This is a genomic window from Blautia sp. SF-50, from assembly GCF_900101315.1.
GTDB lineage: Bacteria > Bacillota > Clostridia > Lachnospirales > Lachnospiraceae > Blautia_A > Blautia_A fusiformis.
This window is the reverse complement of the sequence record NZ_FMUW01000020.1, coordinates 46,493-54,066: the sequence shown is the minus strand read 5'-3', so window position 1 is coordinate 54,066 and position 7,574 is coordinate 46,493. Positions and strand designations below refer to the sequence as shown.

General features: G+C 39.7%; 4 protein-coding genes. All 4 read left to right on the top strand.

Annotation, left to right across the window (positions count from 1 at the left end; all coding sequences use genetic code 11):
* Nucleotides 1-997: 997 nt before the first annotated feature.
* The 4 genes from BLP57_RS12440 (at nt 998) to BLP57_RS12425 (ending at nt 7,569) form a co-directional block, all read left to right on the top strand.
* A complete protein-coding gene (locus BLP57_RS12440) occupies nt 998-2,560 on the top strand; it encodes an alanine/glycine:cation symporter family protein (protein WP_044962034.1) in 1,563 nt (520 codons plus the stop codon).
* A gap of 100 nt (nt 2,561-2,660) precedes the next feature.
* On the top strand, nt 2,661-4,238 hold the full coding sequence (guaA, locus tag BLP57_RS12435; RefSeq protein ID WP_021652384.1) for a glutamine-hydrolyzing GMP synthase: 1,578 nt from the start codon (nt 2,661-2,663) through the stop codon (nt 4,236-4,238).
* A gap of 450 nt (nt 4,239-4,688) precedes the next feature.
* Nucleotides 4,689-4,958, top strand: coding sequence for a DUF3892 domain-containing protein (locus BLP57_RS12430; protein ID WP_092072115.1), 270 nt, complete (start codon nt 4,689-4,691; stop codon nt 4,956-4,958).
* A gap of 157 nt (nt 4,959-5,115) precedes the next feature.
* A complete protein-coding gene (locus BLP57_RS12425) occupies nt 5,116-7,569 on the top strand; it encodes a CRISPR-associated helicase/endonuclease Cas3 (protein ID WP_092072112.1) in 2,454 nt (817 codons plus the stop codon).
* Nucleotides 7,570-7,574: the final 5 nt, after the last annotated feature.

The following is a 7,574-nucleotide window of genomic DNA, read 5'->3' as shown; positions in this document are numbered from 1 at the left end:
GTTGACAGTTGGAGAAAAAACAGATAAAGTTTTATTAAAATATAAAAGGATTATACTATATAATCAGGAAGTCTAAATTAACAAAATCTGATAAAACCCTTTGTGACTTCAGAATTTAGCATGAATGGAAGCCGATGTGCGACTCTTAATCAGGGTGTCCAGGGTTCGAACCCCTGAAGACGCACTAAAGGCACTGTTTTTGCAGATATAGAGCTGCGGGGACGGTGTTTTTTTGTTGTGTTTATTCGGGTTTCAGGGGGGATAAGGATATCTGGGCGTGAAGTGATGCGGAGTAAATGGACCGAGATGAAAATGTCGATCATCAGATAGAATCAGAATGTCTAATATAGACACCATGATTATAGGTATAGATCCTTTTAAATAAAGAAAGGATGGTATACTATGGGAGTTTGTAAGAAGATAAAAAGGAGGGCCGGGTCTTGGAAGGGACCCGGCAGAGTATGAAAAGAAAAATAAGTAATGATCTATAAGATGAAAAAGCTTTGTGCTTTATTTGATTAATAATATACCGTCAAAATGTGATGGAACTGTGAGAAGCGTTTTAAAAATTTGTGAGGAAAGTCTAAATATCTTATAAAGTCTGACAAACTGTGAAGCAGTTATTCGGTGTAGAGCCGCGTAGCGAAGCGGATTGCGAATATCCGCTTGACTCGAATCAAGTAAGTCCCCTGCGGGGGGTGCGAAAAGCAATAGCAGTCGGTGGGGCTTGTAAGAATAGAAAATTCTGAAATTTGTACAAAAATAGTGAAAATAAATAAGACTTTTTTAAGCCGATACGGTATAATAAACCATAGCATAAAAATCCGGAGGGGAAATGAACGAGGATGGATGTGGTACACATGTTATATGAACAGGTGCGGAAATTTTTCTGAGGGGTATAAATGAATATATCTATATTTTATGTCCAGCGGAAAATGTGATATCCGGAAAGATGGTTCAATTCTGAGGTATTCAGATGAAAAGGGAGGAGATGGCTATGGAGAAAGTGTTTGAGGCGATCAATGGAGTGTTCAGCTTTATCGGTCCACTGTCTGATTTTCTGTGGGAGTTCCCCACGAATTTTGACTGGTACAGCAGTATCCCGATTCTGGGAAATATATCCTTTGCGATCATACTACTTCTTGGGTCCGGGATTTTTTTCAGTTTCAGGATCGGTTTTATGCAGGTGACTTACTTTAAAAAAGGAATCAGGACCATGACGGAGAAACGTGTTGTGGAAACAGGAATTTCGCCGCTTGCATCGTTTTTTCTGAGTTCAGCTATGCGTGTAGGACCGGGAAATATCCTGGGCGTAACAGGTGCTATTGCAGTGGGTGGACCGGGGGCCCTGTTCTGGATGTGGATATCTGCGTTTTTCGGGATGGCAGTTGCATACATGGAGGGTGTCCTTGCTCAGATTTTCAAGGAGAAGAAGGACGATGAGTTCGTAGGAGGTCTTCCTTTTTATGGGAGAAAGCTTCTTGGAAATAAGGTATGGATCGGTGTTTTTCTTTCGGTATTGTATATTCTGTATGCGCTTTGCTGTCTGCCGGCACAGGGCTTTAACGTTGTTTCATCAGTAGGACGCATGGCAGAGATCGTAACCGGAAAAACCATCCCAAGCGGATCAGCCTTCTATTATATAGTAGGTACGCTGATCGTAATCCTCACAGCAGCTATCGCATTTGGCGGAATCAAAAAAGTATCCAAATGGACAGATATGATGGTGCCGGTGATGGCGGTGCTCTATATGGTAGTAGTGTTACTTCTTATCATATTGAATTTTACCCGTATTCCGTATTTCTTCGGAAGCGTGTTTGCAGGAGCCTTTAAGCCGGATGCATTTTTTGGAGGTGTTTTTGGAACGGTTCTTGCACAGGGCGTAAAACGAGGCCTGATGTCCAATGAGGCTGGTCAGGGAACGATCACCATGTCAGCGGCAGCAGCTGACGCAAAGCATCCATGTGAGCAGGGTGTGATCGCTTCTCTGGGAGTTTTTCTTGATACCATTGTGATCTGCACACTTACCGGATTTGTGGTAGTTATGGCACATTGCTGGACGGGAGCAGATGCGGAAAGCTGGCAGGCTCTTGATAAACTTCCCAAATATACGGAGTCCATTGCTGTGCTGACTCCGGGAACTGCAATGAACGGGATCGTTACATTTCTTGTAACCTTATGTTTCTGCCTGTTTGCATTTACCTGTCTGCTTGGAATGATCAGCTTTTCGGAAATCGCAGCAAACCGTATCCGCAAGGATAAGATCTGTATTAATTTTGTACGCTGTATCGGTCTTTTTGTTGCCGCATTTGGTATCCTCTGTAATATCGCAGGACTGGAGCTTGGAAATCTCTGGGCATTTTCTGATCTTGGAAATATTCTGATCGTATTTTTCAACGTACCGATCGTTTATGTCGGTGCGAAATATGTTTTCCGGGCGACCAGACATTATAAGAAGAATGACGGTACTCCGTTTACATCGGAGGTAATTGGAAGAAATGACTGCGCTTACTGGGATGAGCAGGCAAAAAAAGTAGTGAAAAATTTTTCCGGAAAATAAAAATTCCGGCGGGAGATAAAATTAGCATTGTAAAAGTGCATGTACTCATTTATAATGAGTAACAGATTCTAAAGATGTTATAAATAACAGGAGGAAAGCCTTGAAAAGAGAATTAGTTATTGTCATTGATTTTGGCGGTCAGTACAATCAGCTGGTTGCAAGACGTGTCAGAGAATGCAATGTATATTGCGAAATTTATTCTTACAAGACAGATCTTGAGAAGATTAAAGCGATGAATCCTAAGGGAATCATCCTTACCGGCGGACCAAACAGCTGCTATGAGGCAGATTCACCGACTTACCAGAAGGAATTATTTGAGCTTGGTATTCCGGTACTTGGACTTTGCTATGGAGCACAGCTTATGATGCATGTCCTTGGCGGAAAAGTTGAGAAGGCAGATGTCAGCGAATACGGTAAGACAGAGCTTCTCATCGATAAGAAAGATTCCAGGATCTTCAAAAATGTATCCGACAAAACAATCTGCTGGATGAGCCATACAGACTATATTTCCCAGACTGCACCGGGATTTGAGATCGCTGCACATACTGCAGACTGTCCGGTAGCAACTGCACAGAATGAAGAGAAGAAACTGTATGCGATCCAGTTCCATCCGGAAGTACTGCACACAGTAGAAGGAAAGACAATGCTGTCCAACTTCGTACTTGGTGTCTGCGAATGTGCCGGAGACTGGAAGATGGATGCCTTTGTTGAACACACGATCAAAGAGATCCGCGAGAAAGTCGGTGATGGAAAAGTTCTCCTTGCCCTGTCAGGTGGTGTAGATTCCTCCGTGGCAGCAGGACTTCTTTCCAGAGCGATCGGCAAGCAGCTTACCTGTGTATTTGTAGATCATGGCCTTCTTCGTAAGGATGAAGGTGATGAGGTTGAAGGTGTATTCGGACCGAATGGTCAGTTTGATCTGAACTTTATCCGCGTGAACGCACAGCAGAGATATTACGACAAGCTTGCCGGTGTTACAGAGCCTGAAGCGAAGCGTAAGATCATCGGTGAGGAATTTATCCGTATTTTCGAAGAAGAAGCCAAGAAGATCGGTGCTGTAGATTTCCTTGCACAGGGAACCATTTATCCGGACGTTGTAGAGAGCGGTCTCGGCGGAGAATCCGCAGTGATCAAATCCCACCACAACGTAGGAGGCCTTCCGGATTTCGTTGATTTCAAAGAAATCATTGAGCCGCTTCGTGACCTGTTCAAAGATGAGGTCCGTAAAGCTGGCCTTGAGCTTGGAATTCCGGAAAGACTGGTATTCCGTCAGCCATTCCCGGGCCCGGGACTTGGAATCCGTATCATCGGTGAAGTCACCGAGGAAAAAGTACGCATCGTACAGGATGCAGACTACATCTACCGTGAAGAAGTCGACAATGCAGCCGCCGACTACAAAAAAGAACACGGAGAAGATCCGTCCTGGATGCCGAACCAGTACTTTGCAGCCCTTACAAATATGCGAAGCGTAGGTGTAATGGGAGACTTCAGAACATACGATTATGCAGTGGCGCTTCGCGCCGTTAAGACCATTGACTTCATGACTGCGGAGTCTGCTGAGATTCCTTATGCAGTACTTAATAAGGTGATGAACCGTATTATTAATGAAGTTAAGGGTGTAAACCGCGTATTCTATGATCTTACAAGTAAGCCGCCTGGAACGATTGAGTTTGAGTAAAGGCAAAAAGGCTGAAAAATAGAAAAATTTACAATAAAGGCTGCAGAAATGGATAATTCTTGCAGCCTTTATTTAGTGTCAGATGGAAGTCTGTGAGTTGAAAAATATTATTATATATTTGTTAAGGAAAAAGCAATTGAAAATAGTTCAATTGCTTTTTGAGTTTATATTGTTATTCATTTGGTTATATCTTTATATTATTATTAATTTGTTAAAAACTATTGACACGGAAAGATAAAAGGAATATTATAAAGCTGTAATGAAAAAGAGCTACCTAGTACTGGTAATACTAAGTAGCTCATCATAGGAAATGCAATCCAAATAATTTGAATAGCATCCAGCACATCTATTCTAAATTATTTCTCGATTTTTGTAAACCCTTTCTATGATATTTTCATTACAACAATGAATCTGCGGATTCAATAAAAATATCATAAGGAGGCTTTTATCATGAAAGCAATTAAAATCAAAATGAAGCGTAACTGTGGTAATTCTGGAAATGTACAGGACATTGATTCTATCTATATAGATCAGACAAGTACATACTGGAAGAAATCAGAAGTTTACGACTATCTGCAAAAATTTCCTAAAACCATTACCGTAAATATTTCACCATATCCATATCTTATTCCAGCAGTAAGTTCACAGGGTGAGAAATATGTTCGTTCTGTGGCGAATAGTACATCGAAAGATAATCTGATGATGTTACCACGGGAATAATGATTAACGGTTTGGCAGCAAGGCAGATATATAAATCGAACATTTTTTCGGTATATGTCTTGCGTTAAGGCTATAATCCTGATAAAATATAGTAAAAATATATAAAAAATACAAATTTAATACTGCAAAAATAGGCATATAACACAAGGAGTACTGAATGAAAGATAAAGAAATAAGTATTCCGGAAACGGAAGAGTGTACACTGGCCCATGTAGACTATGAAACACAAAGAATCCAGTCTATGCAGGAACACGCAGGAAATGTTGTTCTTTTTTTAAGTAATGTCTGTGAACTTCCAGAATTGAAAAACCTTGTAGAATTAGCTGGAATTCTTCATGATGCAGGAAAGCTTGGCACAAAAAATCAGGATGATTTTAAGAATATTCGGAAGTTGGGTGATAAGGTACATAAACATGGACTGGATCATTCTACTGCCGGTGGAAGACTTGCGCTTGAATTAATAAAGGAATGGCCTGTCTCGGAATTTATCAGTACATTGATTTATTTTCATCATGGAATGGAAGATTGTATTAATCTGGAAAATGGCCAGAGTTTACAGGAACGACGTTTGAAAAAAGAAATTGAGTATGCATACATTAAAGAAAAATTTTTCCGGATTTTTGATATAAAAACGTTGAAGAAATCCGGAGAGGAGGCAATTCAGTCATATCAAAAAATCTTTAATAATATAAATGAATTTGTTAAAAAACAAGATTCTTCTGGAAAAAAATATGGAAGCAGATATTTTTATCTGGGAATGTATCTGAGAATTGCGTTGTCTTTGCTGATTGATGGTGACTGGACAGATACAGCATGTTTTTTTCAGAATATCCCTTTATCGAAAAGAATTTCGCAGGAAGAGACTCAGGAAATATGGCAGAAGTGTATATATAATTTTGAACAGTATTTGAAAAATGAAATTCAGAATAATCCGGACAATGGAAATCGGCTGAACAGTTTTCGACAGGAGATATCTGACTCCTGTCGGAAGGCAGCAGAAACGAATCAGAAACTATATCGTCTAACGGTGCCAACTGGTGCTGGAAAAACGCTCAGTAGTCTTCGATTCGCACTCTATCATGCGAGGAAAGAACAAAAAAATCGTATTATTTATATAGCCCCCTTCACATCTATTTTGGAACAGAACGCAGAGGAAATTCGAAAAGCAACGGGATTGCCCTCTGTTGTATTGGAACATCACTGTAATGTGATCTGTGAAGAAGGAGAAGAGGAAAAATATCGAAATCTTACAGAGACCTGGGACTCACCAATTATTGTAACGACAGCAGTGCAGATTTTAAATACGTTATTTTCTGATCAGAAGAGTTGTATTCGTAGAATGCATAATCTATGCAACAGCGTTATTATATTTGATGAAGTGCAGGCAATTCCGGTTAAATGCACAGAACTTTTTAATCTGGCTGTGAATTTTCTTTCTCAATTTTGCGGAACAACAGTGGTATTATGTTCTGCTACACAGCCGACACTGGCTTCTCTTGAAGAAAATAATATCTGCAGGTGTGTGGAGATGTCAGGAGAATCTGAAAAATATGCAAAAGCTTTTAAACGAGTTGAGATTATCGATGAAACAGAAAGATACTCTGGAGGGATGGAAACAGAAGATTTAAGAGATTTTGCATTAGAAAAAACAGAGGAATATAGAAGTACTTTAGTGATTGTGAATACTACAAAATGTGCATTTGAAGTATTTCAAAAACTGGAAGACAGCTGTACGGAAGAATATGAGATTTTTCATCTGAGTAATAATATGTGCCCACAACATAAACTGGATACTTTGAGAGAAATAAGAAATGCATTAAGAGAAAGAGCAAAGAAGATTATTTGTGTCAGCACACAGGTTGTGGAAGCGGGAGTGAATTTTTCTTTTGGATGTGTGATCCGGTCAAAAGCTGGTCTTGACAATGTTATTCAGGCAGCAGGAAGATGCAACCGACATAAAGAGCTGGGAAGAATGGGGGCAGTTTATATTGTGCAGATGTCCCGGGAAGCGGAAAAACTGGAACATTTGAGAGAAATAAGAAACGCACAGGCGGCTTTGCAAAAGGTGCTTGATGATTTTAAGCATGATAAGAAAAAGTTTAATTATGCATTGGACTCAGAAATAGTTATAAAATTTTATTATTCAGTGTATCATACACAGTTAAGAAAGTCAGAAACGAAATTTCCGGCTGAAATATATAATGTGCCTGTAACTTTAGTGGATCTGTTGGGAAAAAATCAAACAGGTCAGAATCAATACAGACGAAAACATGAAGAAAAAATGCATATAAAACTTCCGCAGGCTTTCCAGACAGCAGGACATGAGTTTGAAGTGATTTCTGATACTTATAAAGTAAGTGTTGTTGTTCCATATGAAACTGAGTCGCATCAGTTGTTGGAAGAACTATTACAAGTGCGAACAGAAACAGAAAAGAAAAAGATATTGAGAAAATTACAGAGATATACGGTCGGCATCTCGGAAACCAGAAAAAGCAAACTGGGAAATGCCATATATGAAAACAGCGAAGGGATTCTGGTATTGAGTGATGGATATTATGATAAAAATATAGGGGTTGTAGATGAACCAAAGATGAGTTATTGCAGCATATAAAGGTG